Below are 19,032 nucleotides of genomic sequence, written 5' to 3'. Positions count from 1 at the left end.
CCGAGGCTACATCGACACAAGGATTATTCTTCCTTGCCCTTGTTGCGAACGGCGCGATGCAGTTCGCGGTTGGAATCGCGTTCGCGTTCAGTATCACGCTTATCGTATTCCTTCTTGCCCTTGCCCAGTGCGATCTCGCACTTGACCAGATGCTTGCTCCAATACCAGGACAGGCAGATACAGGCGTAGCCTTTCTGCTGTACGGCTGCGGCGAGCTTTTCCAGTTCACGGGCATTGAGCAATAGTTTGCGCGTGCGCACCGGATCGGCAATCACGTGGGTGCTCGCGGTGGTCAGCGGGGTGATATGACTGCCGAGCAGCCATGCCTCGCCATCCTTGAGCAATACGTAGCTGTCGACCAGTTGCAACTTGCTGGCACGCAGACTCTTTACTTCCCAGCCGGCCAGGACCAGACCAGCCTCGAACCGATGTTCGATGAAGTAATCGTGTCGCGCTTTTTTATTTTGCGCGATGGTCCCTGTGGGGTGTTTCTTTTGTTTAGCCATAGGGGCGGCATTATAGGGAGTTGCGAGCGTGTCGGCTACGGTCAACCTGCGTGCTTGAGCGTGTTGGTCGAATCCCGGACAATACGGGCAGTTCTTTGGTTTTTTTCTTTCGCGGATCGGACTGTTCTTTCGCGATGTTTGCCGCTCAGCTGTGGAAATCACGCACACATGACGACGCATATTCAACGTTCGGCCCTGCTGCCCTATCCGGCGCAGGCGCTCTATGACCTGGTCAACGACGTGGCGCGTTACCCGGAATTCCTGCCTTGGTGTTCAACTGCCGAGGTGCTGGAAAGCAGTGATGAACATATGGTTGCCAGTTTGGGGGTGGCGAAAGGCGGACTCAGTCAGCACTTTGTTACGCGTAATGTGCTGGTGCCGGGCAAGTCCATTGAAATGAATCTGCAGGAAGGGCCGTTTACCCAACTGCATGGTGTCTGGGTTTTCAAGGCGCTTACCGAAAAGGCCTGCAAGATCAGCCTGGACCTGTCGTTTGATTACGCTGGGCCGATTGTGCGGGCGACATTGGGGCCGTTGTTCAATCAGGCGGCCAATACCCTGGTGGATGCATTCTGCCAACGAGCCAAGCAGCAGCATGGTTGAGATTGAGGTGGTATATGCCGCCGAGGATCGCCAGGTTTTGCTGGCGTTGACGGTGGCTTCGGGAACCAGTTTGCGCGCGGCGGTGCAGTTGTCAGGCATGGCTGCGCAGTTTCCTGAACTGTATCTGGCTGATTGCCCTTTGGGGGTATTCGGTAAGGTCGTTACGGATGCTGAGGTGCGCCCTGTGCAATCGGGCGATCGCATTGAAATCTATCGGCCCTTGCTGTTAGACCCTAAAGAAGTGCGCAGGCTGCGTGCGGCCAAGGCGGCGCTGGCAAAGCGGCAGAATCCATAATCTGGCTAAACGACAGGTAACAAAAAGCCCGGCATGCCGGGCTTTTTATGTGCGCCGCAACGTTACTGCGGGCTGGTGTCCAGAGGCTGAGGCGTCGGGACTGGGACTGTTTCGACCCCGTCGACGTCTTTCTGGATCTTGTCGAGCAAGGAGCCTGGTTTGGCCGGCACTTCGGACTTCGGTTTCTCGCTTCCCTGCACAGGTGCAGTCACGTTCGTGCCGTTATCGTTGCCGAGCAGTGCTTGATCCCGGCTTACGCCTGGCATGAAATCACCCGACAGGCTGACAAGCTGGTCATTGCCATTGAAAATGACGCTGACGCGCTCCTGTTGGCGTTCACCGCCACCAGGCTGCAGGCTGTAGAGATAATCCCAGCGATCGGCGTGGAAAGTGTCGGTCAGCAGGGGGTTGCCCATAATAAACCGTACTTGCCGTCGGGTCATTCCCGGGCGTAACTGGTCTATCATGTCCTGCGTGACGACATTGCCCTGCTGGATGTCGATTTTGTAAACCCCGGGGAATGAACAACCGGCGAGTGCGAGCAGTCCCACAAAGGTGAAACTGGTTAGCAAGAGCTTGGTGTTTTGCATCGGTGGGCGACTTCCACTATCTTGGCTGGGACAACGTAAACGCCGATCATACCCGTATTAAGAGAAGCTGCGAAGCAGCATCCGCGAGAAAGCTAACCATGGTTGAAAATAGCGAACTACGCAAAGCCGGTCTTAAAGTGACTCTGCCACGAGTCAAGATTCTACAAATGCTCGATTCTGCTGAGCAGCGCCACATGAGTGCCGAGGATGTTTACAAGGCGCTGATGGAGTCTAACGAGGACGTCGGCCTGGCCACGGTTTACCGTGTACTGACCCAGTTTGAAGCCGCAGGGCTGGTGGTTCGTCATAATTTCGACGGCGGTCACGCAGTGTTCGAATTGGCTGACGGTGGTCATCACGATCACATGGTTGACCTGGATACCAATGAGGTTATCGAGTTCACCAGCCCGGAGATCGAAGCGCTGCAGCATAAGATTGCTGAGGAGCATGGATTCGATTTGGTTGACCACAATCTCGTGTTGTACATCCGTAAGAAAAAGTAAAAAAGACGCAGAATTGCTCAGCGAAACGATCGAAGGCGACCCTAGCGTCGCCTTCGTGCTTTCTATAATAAGGAAAAGTCCGGCTCAAGCCTTGGCGGCTACGACCATTTTCTTCGCGTGCGCCAAAGACTCTTTGGTCAAGTCGATCCCTCCGAGCATCCGTGCCACTTCTTCCACGCGCTCCGATTTGTTCAGTTTGGATACCGCTGTGCGTGTCGCATCGCTGCCTCTCACCTTGTGCACAAACAAGTGTTGATGCCCCTGGGCCGCGACTTGTGGCAAGTGAGTGACGGTCAGTACCTGGCCGCGATCCCCCAGGCGGCGCAGTAGCTGACCAACGATTTCCGCGGTGGGGCCACCGATACCTACGTCTACTTCATCGAACACCAGCGTCGGTACCCGGGAGGTTTGCGCGGTAATTACTTGGATGGCCAGGCTTATTCGCGACAGCTCACCACCAGACGCCACTTTTGCCAGTGCCTTGAGCGGTTGCCCAGGGTTGGCGCTGACCAGTAGCTCTACCTGTTCCAGGCCGTAGGGCTGCAGCTCATTGCTGGCGTTGGTGCGCAACTCGATGGTAAAGCGTCCGCCCGGCATGCCCAGGCGTTGAATTTCCTGCTCGACGGCGCCAGCCAGGCTGGTGGCTGCCTGTTGACGCAGATCGCTCAGTTCGCGGGCCTTCTCCTGATAGTGGCGGGCAAAAGAGCCGAGCTCTTCGCCTAGTCGCTCAATGGATTCATCATTCGCGTTCAGGGTCTCGATTTCATCCAGCAGTTTCTGCTGCATTGTTGCCACTTCGGTGGGCTGGATTCGATGTTTGCGCGCCAGCGTATAGATGGTGTCCAGGCGCTCTTCTATTTCCTGCAGGCGCGCCGGGTCGGCGTCGAAATGATCAAGAAAGCGATTGAGTTCGCCTACGGCTTCTTCTACTTGGATTTGCGCACTGGTCAGTAGGGTGGTGGCTTCACTCAGTGAGCCTGAAGCGCTGTTAACACTGGATAGTCGATTGAGGCTGGCCGTGAGTGCATTGAGCACATTACCGGAGTCGCTCTCGCTGCATTGCTCCACCACCTGGCGGCAGATACCCAGCAGGGTTTCGGCGTTGGTGAGGTTCTTGTGTTCCTGTTCCAGTTGTTCCAACTCGGTTTCGCCAAGACCCAGGCTTTCGAGCTCTTCAAGCTGATAGCTGAGTAATTGATGGCGAGCGCGTTGCTCATCACCTGAATTGGACAGTCGCTCCAGCTCCTGTCGGGTCTGGCGCCAGCGCTGGGCAGCCAGTTGTACCTGTCGGGCAAGGTCCGTGGCGCCAGCGTATTCATCGAGCAGGCGGCGATGGGTGTCGGTTTTGAGCAGGGACTGGTGTTCATGCTGGCTATGGATGTCGATCAGCAGTTCACCCAGGGCCTTCAGGTCGCCAAGGGGGCAGGGTGTTCCATTGATATAGCCGCGCGAGCGCCCCTCGGCGGTGATGACTCGGCGCAGGATGCACGGGCCATCATTATTAAGGTCGCGCTCGGCCAGCCAGGCTTCGGCTTCGGGAATGTCTGCGAGGTCGAAGGTGGCCAGAATATCGGCCTTGTCCGCGCCGGGGCGCACCACGCCACTGTCGGCGCGGTCGCCCAGGGTCAGGCCCAGGGCGTCGAGCATGATCGACTTGCCGGCGCCGGTTTCGCCTGTGATTACGCTCATCCCTCGATCCAGTTCGAGATCCAGATGTTCAACGATGGCGTAGTTGTGTACAGACAGGTGCACGAGCATGACGGCCGCTCCCAGGCTTTAGGTCTGGTTATTTATACAGTGTTTTGTTCTGGGCTGACAATCCTGATGCTTAGCTCAATTTGCTCGGTCATCCAGGTTTTTTAGTGCAAAGGGGAATGATTGTGTCGAAGTTGATCTGGGGCAGGCGAAAGACTTTTGGTAACGCCTGCGCCCTTGAACCTGGAAATTGTGGCCCCATATACCGGAACAGAAGCGCGAGTTGAGTTCGCGCATGATTTTGAAAGGAGAAATCTATGGCTGACGAACAGACGCAGGATACGCAAACTCCAGACGCCAATTCGGCTGTCGGTGATGAACTGGCAACTCGTGTGCAAGTGCTCGAAGAGCAGTTGGCCGCTGCGCAGGATCAGTCTTTGCGTGTTGCCGCCGATCTGCAGAACGTCCGCCGCCGTGCCGAGCAGGATGTAGAAAAAGCTCACAAGTTCGGGCTGGAAAAATTCGCAGGCGACCTGCTGCCAATCATTGACAGCCTGGAGCGCGGCCTTGAGTTGTCCAACCCGGATGACGAAAACATCCGTCCGATGCGCGAAGGGATCGAACTGACCCTGAAAATGTTTCAGGACACCCTGAAGCGTTATCAGCTCGAAGCCATTGATCCGCAAGGCGGCGAACCGTTCAGCGCTGAGCATCACCAGGCCATGGCCATGCAAGAGAGCCACGACCTGGAACCCAACAGTGTGTTGAAAGTGTTCCAGAAGGGCTATCAGCTCAACGGTCGCCTGTTGCGCCCGGCAATGGTGGTAGTGAGCAAGGCTCCTGCACCCGTTGCACCTTCTATTGATGAGCAGGCTTGAAATCCGCCGCAAGGCCCCCATTTATAAGTCAAGCGTTTAAGTGCTACCGCAGTTTAGCCACCACTGCTGCGGCAACCAAATTCAAGTTTCGGGAGAGTAAATCATGGGCAAAATTATCGGTATTGACCTGGGGACCACCAACTCCTGCGTCTCCGTGCTGGAAAACGGCGTTGCAAAAGTAATCGAAAACGCCGAGGGCGCGCGTACCACGCCGTCGATCATCGCTTACGCCAACGATGGTGAAATCCTCGTTGGCCAGTCGGCCAAGCGTCAGGCTGTGACCAACCCGCATAACACCCTTTACGCGGTGAAGCGCCTGATCGGTCGCAAGTTCGACGAAGAAGTCGTACAGAAAGACATCAAGATGGTCCCTTACAAGATCGCCAAGGCTGACAACGGTGACGCCTGGGTTGAAGTAAATGGCCAGAAAATGTCGCCACCGCAAATCTCGGCTGAAATCTTGAAGAAGATGAAGAAGACTGCCGAAGATTACCTGGGTGAGACAGTGACTGAGGCGGTGATCACCGTTCCGGCCTACTTCAACGACAGCCAGCGCCAGGCGACCAAAGACGCCGGCCGCATCGCGGGCCTGGACGTAAAACGTATCATCAACGAACCAACCGCAGCTGCTCTGGCTTACGGTATGGACAAGGCCAAAGGCGATCACACCGTGATCGTTTATGACCTGGGTGGCGGTACCTTCGACGTTTCCGTGATCGAGATCGCTGAAGTAGACGGCGAGCACCAGTTCGAAGTGTTGGCCACCAACGGTGACACCTTCCTGGGTGGTGAGGACTTTGACATTCGTCTGATCGACTACCTCGTTGACGAATTCAAGAAAGAAAGCGGCATGAACCTCAAGGGTGACCCGCTGGCGATGCAGCGCCTGAAAGAAGCTGCTGAAAAAGCCAAGATCGAGCTGTCTTCCGCTCAGTCGACCGACGTTAACCTGCCGTACATCACTGCAGACGCCACCGGTCCTAAGCACTTGAACGTGAAGATCTCTCGCGCCAAGTTGGAAGCGCTGGTCGAAGACCTGGTTCAGCGCACTATCGAGCCGTGCCGCATTGCACTGAAAGACTCCGGTATCGACGTTGGCGCGATCAACGACGTGATCCTGGTAGGCGGTCAGACCCGTATGCCACTGGTTCAGAAATTGGTTACCGAGTTCTTCGGTAAAGAAGCACGTAAAGACGTGAATCCGGACGAAGCCGTTGCCATGGGTGCTGCCATCCAGGGCGCAGTATTGGCCGGGGACGTGAAGGACGTGTTGCTGCTGGACGTAAGTCCGCTGACCCTGGGTATCGAAACCATGGGTGGCGTGATGACTGCGCTGATCGAGAAAAACACCACGATTCCTACCAAGAAATCCCAAGTGTTCTCGACTGCCGATGACAACCAAGGCGCTGTAACCATTCACGTGCTGCAAGGTGAGCGTAAGCAGGCGGCTCAGAACAAGTCCCTGGGCAAGTTCGACCTGGCTGAGATTCCACCAGCACCACGTGGCGTGCCACAAATCGAAGTGACCTTCGATATCGACGCCAACGGCATTCTGCACGTAGGTGCGAAAGACAAGGCTACCGGCAAAGAGCAGAAGATCACCATCAAGGCCAACTCCGGCCTGTCTGACGAAGAAATTCAACAGATGATCCGTGATGCTGAAACCAATGCTGAAGCTGACAAGAAGTTCGAAGAGCTGGCAGGTGCCCGTAACCAGGGTGACGCACTGGTTCACTCGACGCGCAAAATGATCGCTGATGCTGGCGAGAAAGTGACCGCTGAAGAGAAGGCTTCAATCGAAGCTGCTGTGGTTGCCCTGGAAGCCGCTGTTAAAGGCGACGACAAGGCTGCCATTGAAGCCAAGGTTGAAGAGCTGTCGAAAGTCTCCGCGCCAGTGGCTCAGAAAATGTACGCCGAACAGGCACAGCCAGCTGATGGTGCTGCTCAAAAGGCAGAGCCTGAAGCCAAAGACGATGTTGTCGATGCCGAGTTCGAAGAAGTTACAGACAAGAAGTAAGTTGGTCGCCCGGTTGACCGCTATCAAGCGGTGACTGGTAGGATGTCGCCGCGCGGGAGCTTGCTCCCGCGTTGGCGTGTCTGGGGTATGCGAATTTTTACAGCATGCGACAGCGTTCGGATGTTGGCGGTGTGATCGGGGATGCTCCTGCTTTCCGAGCAATAAATACCGTGTTTTTGGCCGGGTCCCTGGCTAAAAAGTAGTAATGACCAGGATCGTTGAATTGACGTGAGTTGGGTCCGGGCCTGTATTGGGGCTCAACGAGTTTAGTCAGGCTCAGGAGGGTCTGGCTGAACGTCCTTAAGAGTGCAAAGACTTATGGCAAAGCGTGACTATTACGAAGTGTTGGGTGTGGAGCGCGGCTCCAGCGAGGCGGACCTGAAAAAGGCTTACCGTCGCCTGGCAATGAAGCACCACCCGGACCGTAATCCGGATAGCAAAGAATCCGAAGATATGTTCAAAGAGGCCAATGAGGCCTACGAGTGTCTGTCTGATCCCAACAAGCGTGCGGCCTACGACCAGTATGGGCATGCCGGTGTCGATCCGAGCATGGGTGGCGGCGGTGCCGGTTTTGGCGGTCAGAACTTCTCCGATATTTTCGGTGATGTATTCAGTGACTTCTTTGGTGGTGGCCGGGGTGGTCAGCGCGGTGGTGCCCAGCGTGGAAGTGACTTGCGTTACACCCTGGAGCTGAACCTGGAAGAAGCTGTACGCGGCACCAGCGTCAATATTCGTGTGCCGACGCTGGTTAACTGCAAGCCCTGCGATGGTTCGGGGGCCAAGAAAGGCTCCTCGCCGATTACTTGCCCGACGTGCGGCGGTATCGGCCAGGTCCGTATGCAGCAGGGTTTCTTCTCGGTGCAGCAGACCTGTCCGCGTTGCCATGGGCAGGGCAAGATCATTTCCGATCCGTGCGACGCCTGCCACGGCGAAGGCCGCGTCGAAGAGTACAAGACCCTGGCGGTGAAAGTGCCGGCGGGCGTGGACACCGGAGACCGTATTCGTCTGTCGGGCGAAGGTGAGGCCGGTACTCAGGGTGGTCCAACGGGCGACCTGTACGTGGTGATCAATGTGCGCGAGCACTCGATCTTCCAGCGCGACGGCAAGCACCTGTTCTGTGAAGTGCCGATCAGCTTTGTCGATGCGGCCTTGGGTGGCGAATTGGAGATTCCGACCCTGGACGGTCGGGTCAAGCTCAAGATTCCTGAAGGTACGCAGACCGGCAAGCAGTTCCGTATCCGCGGCAAAGGCGTAGCTCCGGTACGCGGTGGTGGTGCTGGCGACTTGATGTGTCGTGTGGCCGTGGAGACTCCGGTCAATCTGGGGCGCCGTCAGCGTGAACTGCTTGAGGAGTTCCGCAGTTCGCTGGAAGGGGATGACACTCATTCGCCGAAAACCACTGGCTTCTTCGAAGGCGTGAAGCGCTTCTTCGGCGACCTGTAAGGAAGGGAATATGCGACGTATAGCCGTAATGGGCGCTGCCGGGCGCATGGGCAAGACGCTGGTCGAGGCGGTGCAGCAGCGTTCTCCGGCCTCTGGGCTGACCGCGGCGATTGTTCGTCCCGGTAGCACGTTGATCGGTGCGGATGCTGGTGAGTTGGCTTCGCTTGGGCGTATCGGTGTTTCATTGTCAGGCAACCTGGAGCAGGTGGCTGACGAATTCGATGTGCTGATTGACTTCACCTTGCCGGAGGTGATGCTGAAAAACCTCGCGTTCTGCCGCAAGGCGGGCAAGGCGATGGTGATCGGTACCACTGGCTTGACTGCTCCGCAGAAGCAGTTGTTGGAGGAGGCGGGTAAGGATATTCCTGTCGTCTTCGCTGCCAACTTCAGTGTCGGCGTGAACCTGTCGCTCAAGTTGCTGGACATGGCGGCGCGCGTGCTGGGGGATGAGGCGGATATCGAGATTATCGAGACTCATCACCGTCACAAGATCGATGCGCCGTCGGGGACCGCGCTACGCATGGGTGAAGCTATTGCTGATGCGCTGGGGCGTGACCTGTCCAAAGTGGCGGTTTACGGTCGCGAAGGGCATACCGGTGCGCGTGCGCGTGACACCATTGGTTTTGCGACCGTACGTGGCGGTGATGTCGTAGGCGACCACACGGTGTTGTTCGCTACCGAGGGCGAGCGCCTGGAAATCACGCACAAGGCCTCCAGTCGCATGACATTCGCCAAGGGGGCAGTGCGTGCTGCGCTCTGGCTGGAAGGTCGCGAGCCTGGTCTGTACGACATGCGCGATGTGTTGGATCTGCACTAAGCAGTAGCTAAAACGGGGCCTCGGGATTATCCTAAGGCCCCGTTTTTACCCGCTAAGCGACGTCCTGTCGCATTCTCCTGCCTTTAAGGCTCATTAGCGGTGGACCAAAAAAGCCTTTTTCTGTAAGCTACAGCTTTAGTGTGTCCACTAAAAGCGCGCAGAATAATTCAGTGAAGAAGCGGGGTGACGTGTCCATACGTCACTCCGCTTTTTTACAACCTGCGATCGCCCTTTCAGGCTTTATTTACGGGAGGTCTTCTTGACTAAGCCAGCCATACTCGCCCTTGCTGATGGCAGCATTTTTCGCGGCGAAGCCATTGGAGCCGACGGTCAGACCGTTGGAGAGGTGGTGTTTAACACCGCCATGACCGGCTATCAGGAAATCCTTACCGATCCTTCCTACGCCCAACAGATCGTTACCCTGACCTATCCACACATTGGCAACACCGGTACGACGCCGGAAGACGTTGAGTCTGATCGTGTCTGGTCGGCGGGCCTGGTCATTCGTGATCTGCCACTGGTTGCGAGCAACTGGCGTAACACGATGTCGCTGTCCGATTACCTGAAAGCCAACAACGTTGTGGCGATCGCCGGTATCGATACGCGCCGCCTGACTCGCATCCTGCGCGAAAAGGGCTCGCAGAACGGCTGCATCATGGTCGGTGACAATATTTCCGAAGCGGCGGCGATTGCTGCAGCGCAAGGCTTCCCAGGCCTGAAAGGCATGGACCTGGCGAAAGTTGTCAGCACCAAGGAGCAGTACGAGTGGCGCTCCACTGTCTGGGACTTGAAGACCGACAGCCACGAGACTATCGAGGCGGCTGACCTGCCGTATCACGTGGTCGCATACGACTATGGGGTCAAGTACAACATCCTGCGCATGCTGGTCGAGCGTGGGTGCCGCGTCACCGTGGTGCCGGCGCAAACGCCTGCCAGCGATGTGCTGGCCCTGCAACCTGACGGTGTGTTCCTGTCCAACGGCCCGGGTGATCCGGAGCCTTGCGACTACGCCATCCAGGCAATCAGGGAAGTGCTGGAAACCGAGATTCCGGTATTTGGTATCTGCCTCGGTCACCAATTGCTGGCGCTGGCCTCCGGCGCCAAGACCCTGAAAATGGGTCATGGCCATCACGGTGCCAACCACCCTGTGCAGGATCTGGACACTGGCGTTGTGATGATCACCAGCCAGAACCACGGTTTTGCGGTGGATGAAGCGACCTTGCCGAGCAATGTTCGCGCGATTCACAAGTCTTTGTTCGACGGTTCCCTGCAGGGCATCGAGCGTACTGACAAGAGCGCGTTCAGCTTCCAGGGTCACCCTGAAGCAAGCCCGGGCCCGAACGACGTAGCGCCGCTGTTCGACCGTTTCATCAATGAGATGGCCAAGCGACGCTGACTGAGTGGCCTGCGGGCGGCCGCTACCTCGGCGGCCCTCGCAGGCTCTTCGAAGATTGTTCAAGACGGCTTGCCGACTGACCTGCGGATTTGAGTGACAAACCCATGCCAAAACGTACAGACATAAAAAGCATCCTGATTCTCGGCGCTGGCCCGATCGTTATCGGCCAGGCCTGCGAATTCGACTACTCCGGCGCGCAGGCCTGTAAAGCCCTGCGCGAAGAGGGTTACCGCGTCATCCTGGTGAACTCCAACCCGGCCACCATCATGACCGATCCGGACATGGCCGACGCCACCTATATCGAACCGATCAAGTGGCAGACGGTTGCCAAGATCATCGAGAAAGAGCGCCCAGACGCACTGCTGCCGACCATGGGCGGCCAGACTGCACTGAACTGCGCCCTGGACCTGGAGCGCGAAGGTGTCCTGGAAAAATTCGGCGTAGAGATGATCGGCGCCAACGCCGACACCATCGACAAGGCTGAAGACCGTTCGCGTTTCGACAAGGCCATGAAGTCCATCGGCCTTGACTGCCCGCGCTCCGGTATCGCCCACAGTATGGAGGAGGCCAACGCAGTTCTCGAAAAGCTGGGCTTCCCGTGCATTATCCGTCCGTCCTTCACCATGGGCGGCACCGGTGGTGGCATTGCTTACAACCGTGAAGAGTTCGAAGAAATCTGCGCGCGCGGCCTGGATCTGTCGCCGACCAAAGAGCTGCTGATCGACGAATCCCTGATCGGTTGGAAAGAGTATGAGATGGAGGTTGTCCGCGACAAAAAGGACAACTGCATCATCGTCTGCTCCATCGAAAACTTCGACCCGATGGGCGTACACACCGGTGACTCGATCACCGTTGCTCCGGCGCAGACCCTGACGGACAAGGAATACCAGATCATGCGTAACGCCTCGTTGGCGGTATTGCGTGAGATCGGCGTTGAAACCGGTGGTTCCAACGTTCAGTTCGGCATCTGCCCGGACACGGGCCGCATGGTCGTGATCGAGATGAACCCGCGTGTATCGCGTTCTTCGGCGCTGGCATCGAAAGCTACCGGCTTCCCGATTGCACGTATCGCTGCCAAGCTGGCCATCGGTTACACCTTGGATGAACTGCAAAACGAAATCACGGGCGGCGCTACGCCCGCGTCGTTCGAGCCGTCTATCGATTACGTTGTGACCAAGCTGCCGCGCTTTGCTTTCGAGAAATTCCCGAAAGCCGACGCGCGCCTGACCACCCAGATGAAGTCGGTCGGTGAAGTCATGGCCATCGGCCGGACCTTCCAGGAATCCCTGCAGAAAGCCCTGCGCGGCCTGGAAGTGGGCGTTTGCGGTCTGGACGAGAAGCTTGACCTGAGCAACCCGGAAAGCATGAGCATCCTCAAGCGCGAGCTGACCGTGCCGGGTGCCGAGCGCATCTGGTACGTGGCCGATGCTTTCCGTGCCGGCATGACCGTCGAAGAGATCTTCGGCATGAACATGATCGATCCGTGGTTCCTGGTGCAGATCGAAGATCTGATCAAGGAGGAAGAGAAGGTCAAGACCCTCGGTCTGTCGTCTATCGATCGCGACCTGATGTTCCGCCTCAAGCGCAAAGGCTTCTCTGACCAGCGTCTGGCCAAGCTGCTGGGTGTGACCGAGAAGAACCTGCGCACGCATCGCCACAAGCTGGATATCTTCCCGGTCTACAAGCGCGTTGACACTTGCGCCGCCGAGTTCGCCACCGACACTGCATACATGTACTCCACCTACGAGGAAGAGTGCGAAGCCGCGCCGTCGGGTCGCGACAAGATTATCATCCTGGGCGGCGGTCCTAACCGTATCGGCCAGGGCATCGAATTCGACTATTGCTGTGTACACGCCGCCCTTGCGCTGCGCGAAGACGGGTACGAGACCATCATGGTCAACTGCAACCCGGAAACTGTTTCCACTGACTACGACACTTCCGACCGTCTGTACTTCGAGCCGGTAACCCTCGAAGACGTGCTGGAAATCTGCCGCGTCGAGAAGCCAAAAGGCGTGATCGTCCAGTATGGCGGCCAAACTCCGCTGAAACTGGCGCGTGCCTTGGAAGCCGCAGGCGTGCCAATTATCGGCACCAGCCCTGACGCCATCGACCGTGCCGAAGACCGTGAGCGCTTCCAGCAAATGGTTGAGCGCCTGAACCTGCGTCAGCCGCCAAACGCTACCGTGCGCAGCGAAGATGAAGCCATTCGTGCAGCCAGCAAGATCGGCTACCCGCTGGTGGTGCGTCCGTCCTACGTGCTGGGTGGCCGGGCGATGGAAATCGTCTACGAAGAAGAAGAGCTCAAGCGTTACCTGCGTGATGCGGTGAAAGTGTCCAACGACAGCCCGGTGCTGCTGGATCACTTCCTCAACTGCGCCATCGAAATGGACGTGGATGCGGTTTGCGACGGTACCGACGTGGTCATCGGCGCGATCATGCAGCACATCGAACAGGCGGGCGTTCACTCAGGTGACTCCGCGTGCTCGCTGCCGCCGTACTCGTTGCCTGCACATATCCAGGACGAGATGCGCGAACAGGTCAAGAAAATGGCCTTGGAGTTGGGTGTTGTCGGCCTGATGAACGTACAGTTGGCGCTGCAAGGCGAAGACATCTACGTCATTGAAGTCAACCCGCGTGCTTCGCGTACCGTGCCGTTCGTTTCCAAGTGTATCGGCGTGTCCCTGGCCATGATCGCTGCGCGTGTGATGGCGGGTAAAACCCTGAAGGAAATTGGCTTCACCAAGGAAATCATTCCGAACTTCTACAGTGTGAAAGAGGCGGTGTTCCCATTTGCCAAATTCCCTGGCGTGGACCCGATCCTGGGCCCAGAGATGAAGTCCACCGGTGAAGTGATGGGTGTGGGCGATACCTTCGGCGAAGCGTTCGCCAAGGCCCAGATGGGCGCCAGCGAAGTGCTGCCGACTGGCGGTACTGCGTTTATCAGCGTGCGTGATGACGACAAGCCACTGGTTGCAGGTGTGGCCCGTGATCTGATCAACTTGGGCTTTGAAGTCGTGGCCACTGCCGGGACCGCCAAGCTGATCGAGGCGGCTGGTCTGAAAGTGCGCCGCGTGAACAAGGTGACGGAAGGCCGTCCGCATGTGGTCGACATGATCAAGAATGACGAAGTCACGCTGATCATCAACACCACCGAAGGTCGCCAGTCGATCGCGGACTCCTACTCCATTCGCCGTAATGCCTTGCAGCACAAGATCTACTGCACTACCACCATTGCTGCTGGCGAAGCTATCTGCGAAGCGCTCAAGTTCGGTCCGGAAAAGACCGTGCGCCGCTTGCAGGATCTACACGCAGGATTGAAGGCATGATCAAATACCCAATGACCGTCCAGGGCGCCAAGGCCCTGGAAGAGGAGCACGCCCATCTGACCAAGGTCGTACGTCCAAAGCTGAGCCAGGACATCGGTACGGCCCGCGAGCTGGGTGACTTGAAGGAAAACGCTGAATACCACGCAGCTCGTGAGCAGCAGGGTATGGTCGAGGCGCGGATCCGTGACATCGAAGGCCGTATGCAGAATGCGGTGATCATCGATGTCACGACTATTCCGCACACCGGCAAGGTGATTTTCGGTACCACCGTGGAGATCGCCAACGTCGAGACCGACGAGAGCGTGGTCTACCACATCGTGGGAGAAGACGAGGCTGACTTCAAGCTCGGAAAAATCTCCGTCGGCTCACCACTGGCCCGTGCCTTGATCGCCAAGGAAGAGGGTGATGTGGTGTCTGTCAAAACGCCCGGCGGTGTGATCGAGTACGAGATTGTTGAAGTTCGTCACGTCTGAAAGGCGGCGCCCGCTTCGTGCGGGCGCCATGCTTTGGCAGCTTGCCCAGATGCTTTGGGTGGGTGGCCTGTGGTTGTTACATATTGGTGTATTGCCGGCGCTGGGCCTGATTGGCCTGGCTCCGTTGCTGATCGATGAAATCGATGGATTATTGAGTGCGCTGCTGGTGGGTTTCGCAGCGGCGTGCGTAGCGCTTCAGGCGTTGGTGCTGGTCAAGGCTGAAGGCTTGGAGAGTTTGTGGCGGGATATTCGCGGCCAACTGCTGTTGATGGCGCTGTATGCGTGTGCAATGTATTGCATTGTGCATGTCTGGCTGCCGGAAGCGTTGCGCTGGCAGCTATTCAGCTATCTTGTGCTAGGGTTCTCCGGCCTGGTGCTGGTTATACAGCCTGCTCCGGGATGGAGTGGCGGGGCGCGCGAAGCACGCCCGTGACCCTTTGTATTACTTGAAGCGGTGTACGTTCGACAGTTGCTTGTTGACGCTGAAGTTCTTGCGATACAGCAGCGCCATCTTGCCGATGACCTGAACCAGGTCCGCTTTGCCAACCTTGCACAGTTCTGCAATGGCGGCCAGGCGCGCTTCGCGGTCAAGGATGTTGACCTTGATCTTGATCAGTTCGTGATCGCCCAATGCGCGTTCAAGTTCGGCTAACACACCTTCAGTCAAACCGTTGTCTGCCACAATCAGAACTGGTTTCAGATGGTGGCCAATGGATTTGTACTGTTTCTTCTGCTCTTGAGTGAGCGGCATAATCTGACCCCTGCGTCTGATCTTGTAAAAAGCGGCGGCCAGTTTACCCGAGCGAGTCCGGGACCGCCCAGTTAATCACGACCCGTTTTATTTTCGAGGTGGCCCGTGGCCCGTTCCAAAACTAGCCTTAAGTGGCTGCAAGAGCATTTCAACGATCCTTACGTCAAAAAGGCGCAAAAGGATGGGTATCGTTCCCGGGCCAGCTACAAGCTGTTGGAGATCCAGGATAAGGACAAGTTGATTCGTCCAGGCATGAGCGTCATCGATCTAGGTGCAGCCCCTGGTGGCTGGTCCCAGGTGACCAGTCGTCTGATTGGCGGGCAAGGTCGCCTGATCGCTTCCGACATCCTGGAAATGGACAGCATCCCGGACGTGACCTTTGTTCATGGTGACTTTACCCAGGACACGGTGCTCGCCCAGATCCTTGAGGCTGTGGGAAATTCGCAGGTAGACCTTGTGATTTCCGACATGGCCCCCAATATGAGTGGATTACCGGCCGTTGATATGCCGCGGGCCATGTTCCTCTGCGAATTGGCGCTGGATTTGGCGGGTCGGGTGTTGCGTCCCGGTGGCGATTTCCTGGTGAAGGTGTTCCAGGGAGAGGGTTTTGACGAGTACCACAAGAACATCCGCAAATTGTTCGACAAGGTGCAGACGCGTAAGCCTGACTCTTCCCGAGACAGATCCAGGGAGCAATACCTGCTGTGCCGCGGCTTCCGTGGCGTCGAAGGCGCGGCGAGTGAAGAGCGTTTTTGAGAAATTCGAGGAGGGCGATAGGTTTTTTTATATCGCTTTCGTCACGAAGCTTTACGAATATTGTGTAGTCAAAGTTTCACAAAGGGTTACAGACGGCGCCTGCCAGAGTTGTAGGTAATGTAGTAAGTTAGGCCGGTGAATATCATGCGAAGCGCGCGCCAGTAGCGGAGCTTGCTTCAGAGGGTAGTTAATTGAACGATATGGCAAAGAATCTGATCCTGTGGTTGATCATCGCGGCTGTCCTCGTGACGGTGATGAACAACTTCTCCAGCCCTAACGAGCCGCAGACCCTCAACTATTCCGACTTCATCCAGCAAGTTAAGGATGGCAAGGTCGAGCGCGTAGCGGTTGATGGCTACGTGATCACCGGTAAACGCAACGACGGCGACAGCTTCAAGACCATTCGTCCGGCAATCCAGGACAACGGTCTGATCGGTGACCTGGTGGATAACCACGTGGTTGTCGAAGGCAAGCAGCCTGAGCAGCAGAGCATCTGGACTCAACTCCTGGTGGCAAGCTTCCCGATCCTGGTGATCATTGCCGTGTTCATGTTCTTCATGCGCCAGATGCAAGGCGGTGCGGGAGGCAAGGGTGGGCCGATGAGTTTCGGCAAGAGCAAGGCGCGCCTGCTCTCTGAAGATCAGGTGAAGACCACCCTGGCTGACGTGGCGGGTTGCGATGAAGCCAAGGAAGAAGTCGGCGAGTTGGTTGAGTTCTTGCGCGATCCAGGCAAATTCCAGCGCCTGGGTGGCCGTATTCCTCGCGGCGTGCTGATGGTCGGCCCTCCAGGCACCGGTAAAACCTTGCTGGCCAAGGCGATTGCCGGCGAAGCCAAGGTGCCGTTCTTCACCATTTCCGGTTCTGACTTCGTTGAAATGTTCGTCGGTGTCGGTGCGAGCCGCGTTCGCGACATGTTCGAGCAGGCCAAGAAGCATGCGCCATGCATCATCTTCATCGATGAAATCGACGCCGTTGGTCGCCATCGTGGTGCTGGCATGGGCGGTGGTCATGATGAGCGTGAGCAGACCCTCAACCAGTTGCTGGTCGAGATGGACGGTTTCGAGATGAATGACGGCATCATCGTCATCGCGGCAACCAACCGTCCGGACGTGCTGGATCCTGCGCTGTTGCGTCCAGGCCGCTTTGACCGTCAGGTTGTGGTTGGCTTGCCGGACATTCGTGGGCGCGAACAAATCCTGAAAGTGCACATGCGCAAAGTGCCGATGGGTGACGACGTTGCGCCGGCTGTGATTGCTCGTGGTACCCCGGGTTTTTCGGGTGCTGACTTGGCTAACCTGGTGAACGAGGCTTCGCTGTTTGCAGCCCGTACCGGCAAGCGCATCGTTGAAATGAAAGAGTTCGAGCTGGCGAAAGACAAGATCATGATGGGCGCTGAGCGCAAATCCATGGTCATGTCCGAAAAAGAGAAGCAGAACACTGCTTATCACGAAGCTGGTCACGCCATTGTGGGGCGTGTCGTGCCTGAGCATGATCCGGTGTACAAAGTCTCGATCATTCCTCGGGGTCGCGCCTTGGGTGTCACCATGTTCCTGCCGGAAGAGGATCGTTACAGCCTTTCCAAGCGTGCGCTGATCAGTCAGATCTGCTCGCTGTACGGCGGTCGAATCGCTGAAGAAATGACCTTGGGCTTCGACGGTGTGACCACAGGGGCTTCCAACGACATCATGCGCGCCAGCCAGATTGCGCGAAACATGGTGACCAAGTGGGGCTTGTCGGAAAAACTCGGTCCTTTGATGTACGCCGAGGAAGAAGGTGAAGTATTCCTGGGTCGTGGTGGCGGTGGTCAAAACGCCAGTTTCTCCGGTGAGACCGCCAAGCTGATCGACTCTGAAGTGCGCAGTATCATTGACCAGTGCTATGGCACTGCCAAGCAGATCCTGACTGATAATCGCGACAAGCTTGATGCAATGGCTGATGCACTGATGAAGTACGAGACGATCGATGCAGACCAGATCGACGACATTATGGCTGGTCGAACGCCTCGTGAGCCTCGTGATTGGGAAGGTGGTTCAGGTACTTCGGGCACCCCGCCTGTCGTTCAGAATGAACGCCCTGAAACCCCAATCGGTGGCCCGGCAGCTGACCATTAAGGTTTGAAATGACTTTTGCTTCGTCCTCCCCCCGGTTGCCTTGCGGCAACCGGGTTCTTGATTTGGCCCATACGCATGTTATGGGCATTCTTAATGTAACCCCTGACTCCTTTTCCGATGGTGGCCGTTTCAGCCAGCTTGATGCTGCGTTGCGTCACGCAGAAGCCATGGTGGTGGCCGGCGCGACCTTGATTGATGTCGGTGGTGAATCGACTCGGCCTGGTGCTCGCGTTGTTTCTCCTCTGGAAGAGTTGGAGCGCGTGGCGCCGATTGTTGAGTGCATTGCTCGAGAGCTGGATGTGATCATTTCGGTTGATACCTCCACCCCGGCCGTGATGCGTGAGACTGCGCGATTAGGTGCCGGTTTGATCAACGATGTGCGGTCCCTGCGACGCGACGGTGCCCTGGATGCGGCTGCAGCTACCGGCTTGCCGGTGTGTCTGATGCATATGCTGGGTGAGCCCGGCAATATGCAGGACAGCCCACACTATGATGACCTGGTTGGGGAGGTGAGCGGTTTTCTCTCCGAGCGGGTTGCTCAGTGCGCTGCGGTAGGTATTGCGCCGGAAAGGATCATCCTTGATCCGGGGTTTGGTTTCGCCAAGACCCTGCAACACAATTTGAGTTTGTTCAAACACATGGAGTCCTTGCATGCCCTTGGTCGGCCCCTGTTGGTCGGTGTTTCGCGCAAGAGCATGATAGGGCTGGCATTGAGCCGTCCGGTGGGTGAGCGGTTGTATGGCGGTCTTGCACTGGCGGCGCTCGCGGTGACCAAGGGTGCGCGCATCTTGCGTGTGCATGACGTTGCTGAGACCGTGGATGTGGTACGCATGATTGCAGCTGTGGAATCAGCCGAATAAGAATGATGGAGC

General features: G+C 57.1%; 18 protein-coding genes. 14 read left to right on the top strand and 4 right to left on the bottom strand.

Annotation, left to right across the window (positions count from 1 at the left end; all coding sequences use genetic code 11):
• Window positions 1-23: 23 nt before the first annotated feature.
• The gene (gene smpB / locus FIV39_RS24050; protein WP_003176160.1) at window positions 24-506 is read right to left on the bottom strand and encodes an SsrA-binding protein SmpB; all 483 of its coding nucleotides are present in this window, start codon (window positions 504-506) and stop codon (window positions 24-26) included.
• A gap of 168 nt (window positions 507-674) precedes the next feature.
• On the opposite strand from smpB, the gene FIV39_RS24045 reads away from it, so the two are divergent.
• Window positions 675-1,109, top strand: a complete 435-nt coding sequence (locus FIV39_RS24045) for a type II toxin-antitoxin system RatA family toxin (protein WP_090399728.1) — start codon at window positions 675-677, stop codon at window positions 1,107-1,109.
• The gene (locus tag FIV39_RS24040) at window positions 1,102-1,404 is read left to right on the top strand and encodes an RnfH family protein (protein WP_090399730.1); all 303 of its coding nucleotides are present in this window, start codon (window positions 1,102-1,104) and stop codon (window positions 1,402-1,404) included. Before FIV39_RS24045 ends, FIV39_RS24040 begins: the two co-directional genes overlap by 8 nt.
• 62 nt (window positions 1,405-1,466) lie before the next feature.
• On the opposite strand, the gene FIV39_RS24035 is transcribed toward FIV39_RS24040, so the two are convergent.
• Complete coding sequence (locus tag FIV39_RS24035; protein WP_090399732.1) at window positions 1,467-1,994, bottom strand: outer membrane protein assembly factor BamE; 528 nt, start codon at window positions 1,992-1,994, stop codon at window positions 1,467-1,469.
• A 98-nt stretch (window positions 1,995-2,092) separates the two neighbouring features.
• Between FIV39_RS24035 and fur the strand changes: the two genes are divergently transcribed.
• Window positions 2,093-2,497, top strand: a complete 405-nt coding sequence (fur, locus tag FIV39_RS24030) for a ferric iron uptake transcriptional regulator (RefSeq protein WP_003194220.1) — start codon at window positions 2,093-2,095, stop codon at window positions 2,495-2,497.
• 84 nt (window positions 2,498-2,581) lie between these two features.
• Here fur and recN read toward each other — a convergent pair whose 3' ends face one another.
• A complete protein-coding gene (gene recN / locus FIV39_RS24025) occupies window positions 2,582-4,255 on the bottom strand; it encodes a DNA repair protein RecN (RefSeq protein ID WP_090399734.1) in 1,674 nt (557 codons plus the stop codon).
• 254 nt (window positions 4,256-4,509) lie between these two features.
• On the opposite strand from recN, the gene grpE reads away from it, so the two are divergent.
• The 8 genes from grpE (at window position 4,510) to FIV39_RS23985 (ending at window position 14,975) form a co-directional block, all read left to right on the top strand.
• Complete coding sequence (gene grpE, locus FIV39_RS24020; RefSeq protein ID WP_053137824.1) at window positions 4,510-5,070, top strand: nucleotide exchange factor GrpE; 561 nt, start codon at window positions 4,510-4,512, stop codon at window positions 5,068-5,070.
• 103 nt (window positions 5,071-5,173) lie between these two features.
• Window positions 5,174-7,087: a molecular chaperone DnaK gene (dnaK, locus tag FIV39_RS24015; RefSeq protein WP_090399737.1), complete on the top strand. Its 1,914-nt coding sequence runs from the start codon at window positions 5,174-5,176 to the stop codon at window positions 7,085-7,087.
• A 318-nt stretch (window positions 7,088-7,405) separates the two neighbouring features.
• Window positions 7,406-8,530 (top strand): molecular chaperone DnaJ, encoded by a 1,125-nt coding sequence (gene dnaJ, locus FIV39_RS24010; RefSeq protein ID WP_090399738.1) that lies wholly within the window; start codon window positions 7,406-7,408, stop codon window positions 8,528-8,530.
• A gap of 10 nt (window positions 8,531-8,540) precedes the next feature.
• Window positions 8,541-9,347 carry a 4-hydroxy-tetrahydrodipicolinate reductase gene (gene dapB / locus FIV39_RS24005; RefSeq protein WP_090399740.1) on the top strand — a complete coding sequence of 269 codons (807 nt, stop codon included), beginning with the start codon at window positions 8,541-8,543 and terminating at the stop codon, window positions 9,345-9,347.
• Window positions 9,348-9,606: 259 nt separating this feature from the next.
• Window positions 9,607-10,743, top strand: coding sequence for a glutamine-hydrolyzing carbamoyl-phosphate synthase small subunit (gene carA / locus FIV39_RS24000; RefSeq protein WP_090399742.1), 1,137 nt, complete (start codon window positions 9,607-9,609; stop codon window positions 10,741-10,743).
• A gap of 104 nt (window positions 10,744-10,847) precedes the next feature.
• Window positions 10,848-14,069, top strand: a complete 3,222-nt coding sequence (gene carB, locus FIV39_RS23995; protein ID WP_090399744.1) for a carbamoyl-phosphate synthase large subunit — start codon at window positions 10,848-10,850, stop codon at window positions 14,067-14,069.
• The gene (greA, locus tag FIV39_RS23990) at window positions 14,066-14,542 is read left to right on the top strand and encodes a transcription elongation factor GreA (RefSeq protein ID WP_090399746.1); all 477 of its coding nucleotides are present in this window, start codon (window positions 14,066-14,068) and stop codon (window positions 14,540-14,542) included. Before carB ends, greA begins: the two co-directional genes overlap by 4 nt.
• A 28-nt stretch (window positions 14,543-14,570) precedes the next feature.
• On the top strand, window positions 14,571-14,975 hold the full coding sequence (locus FIV39_RS23985; protein ID WP_090399747.1) for an MFS transporter: 405 nt from the start codon (window positions 14,571-14,573) through the stop codon (window positions 14,973-14,975).
• A 9-nt stretch (window positions 14,976-14,984) separates the two neighbouring features.
• On the opposite strand, the gene FIV39_RS23980 is transcribed toward FIV39_RS23985, so the two are convergent.
• Entirely contained in the window at window positions 14,985-15,293 is a 309-nt protein-coding gene (locus FIV39_RS23980) for a YhbY family RNA-binding protein (protein WP_017139256.1), read from the bottom strand.
• Between the two features lie 105 nt (window positions 15,294-15,398).
• Between FIV39_RS23980 and rlmE the strand changes: the two genes are divergently transcribed.
• The 3 genes from rlmE to folP all read left to right on the top strand — a co-directional run bounded on the left by rlmE (window position 15,399) and on the right by folP (window position 19,020).
• Window positions 15,399-16,049 (top strand): 23S rRNA (uridine(2552)-2'-O)-methyltransferase RlmE, encoded by a 651-nt coding sequence (rlmE, locus tag FIV39_RS23975; RefSeq protein ID WP_015885924.1) that lies wholly within the window; start codon window positions 15,399-15,401, stop codon window positions 16,047-16,049.
• Between the two features lie 200 nt (window positions 16,050-16,249).
• Complete coding sequence (ftsH, locus tag FIV39_RS23970; RefSeq protein WP_010562674.1) at window positions 16,250-18,160, top strand: ATP-dependent zinc metalloprotease FtsH; 1,911 nt, start codon at window positions 16,250-16,252, stop codon at window positions 18,158-18,160.
• An 8-nt stretch (window positions 18,161-18,168) separates the two neighbouring features.
• Window positions 18,169-19,020 carry a dihydropteroate synthase gene (gene folP / locus FIV39_RS23965; RefSeq protein ID WP_090399749.1) on the top strand — a complete coding sequence of 284 codons (852 nt, stop codon included), beginning with the start codon at window positions 18,169-18,171 and terminating at the stop codon, window positions 19,018-19,020.
• Window positions 19,021-19,032: the final 12 nt, after the last annotated feature.

The sequence above is a fragment of the Pseudomonas grimontii genome, assembly GCF_007858185.1.
Lineage (GTDB): Bacteria > Pseudomonadota > Gammaproteobacteria > Pseudomonadales > Pseudomonadaceae > Aquipseudomonas > Aquipseudomonas grimontii.
The sequence above is the reverse complement of the archived record's forward strand: the minus strand, read 5'-3'. Positions and strand labels throughout refer to the sequence as shown.